The 1,330-nt window shown below is 68.6% G+C and carries 1 protein-coding gene; it reads left to right on the top strand.

Annotation, left to right across the window (positions count from 1 at the left end; all coding sequences use genetic code 11):
* Positions 1 to 241: 241 nt before the first annotated feature.
* Positions 242 to 1,312: an IS110 family transposase gene (locus tag AB0442_RS42510; protein WP_366168854.1), complete on the top strand. Its 1,071-nt coding sequence runs from the start codon at positions 242 to 244 to the stop codon at positions 1,310 to 1,312.
* Positions 1,313 to 1,330 lie beyond the last annotated feature (18 nt).

Genomic DNA, 1,330 nt, shown 5'->3' with positions numbered 1-1,330 from the left:
GACTGTGAGACTGATGGTGCTCCGCATGGGCTCGTGGCCTGACCCGGTGTGTGACTGACCAAGGTGTCTCTCAGTTGATCTGTCGGCCACGGTCCGTGCGGCGCTTGCTGCCGCCGGACCGGCGGGCGTGTCCCGATAGGGGCCTCGCGACAGGCACCTTCACAGTCCTGACCGCCCGACCGGCCCGACGGTGGCCATCAGCTCCGCTCTGGCCGAGGGACTCCGTATGACCGTGCTCAGCATGCCGCAAACAGCCGATACTCCGCAGCCGCCTTCCCCGACATCCGTCGTCGTCGGAGTGGACACCCACAAGGACGCTCACGTCGCGGTTGTGCTCAGTCTTCTCGGTGCGGTGCTCGACTCGAGCTCCTTCCCGGCCACCGAGGCCGGCTACGAAGCTCTGCTGGCCTGGGCCCGAGAATTCGGCCAGGTCACCAGGGCCGGGGTCGAGGGCACTGGATCCTACGGCGCCGGCCTCTCCCGCCACCTCGTCGCCGAGGGCATCGAGACCATCGAGGTCAACCGGCCGGACCGTGCGGCCCGGCGCCGATCGGGCAAGACCGACACGGTCGACGCTGAGGCCGCGGCACGAGCGGTCCTGGGCGGCCGGGCTTGCGGAACACCGAAGACCAAGAACGGCCCGGTGGAGGACCTGCGGGTGCTCAAGGTCGTCAAGGACTCCGCGGTCCGCGACCGCACCAGGGCGATCAACCAGCTCAAGGCCATCCTGGTCAGCGCCCCGGCACAACTACGCGAAGCCATGGCGGGGATGACCAACCCCACACTGTTCACCGCTTGCGCGGAACTCGATCCCGAGGCCGGCGCGACGCACCACGCGCTGCACCTGCTCGCCCTCCGCATCAAACAGCTCTCCGCCGAGACGACCGCACTGACCCGCAAGATCACCAAGATCGTCCAACGTCACAACCCCGGGCTGCTGGAACTCACCGGCGTCGGCCCGGACAGCGCCGCCACCCTGCTCGTCGCTGCCGGCGACAACCACGACCGGCTCAGGAACGAGGCGTCCTTCGCAGCCCTGTGCGGGGTCAGCCCGGTCGAGCACTCCTCCGGCAAGAGCCAACGCCGCCGTCTCAACCGGGGCGGGAACCGGCAGGCAAACGCAGCTCTCTACCGCATCGTCCTCTCCCGCCTGCGCTGGGACGACCGCACCCTCGCCTACCTGCAGCGACGCACCGCCGAAGGCAAGACGAAGCGAGAAGTCGTCCGCTGTCTCAAGCGATACGTTGCCCGAGAGATCCACCGCTGCCTGTCCGCCTCGCCACTACCGCTGCCTGCACCCCGAACGGCTTGACGAACCATAGGGGCATCA

It is taken from the genome of Kitasatospora sp. NPDC085895 (assembly GCF_040702125.1).
GTDB classification, from domain to species: domain Bacteria; phylum Actinomycetota; class Actinomycetes; order Streptomycetales; family Streptomycetaceae; genus Kitasatospora; species Kitasatospora arboriphila.
Note: the sequence above shows the minus strand (reverse complement) of the source record. Positions and strands in the feature narration are given on the sequence as shown.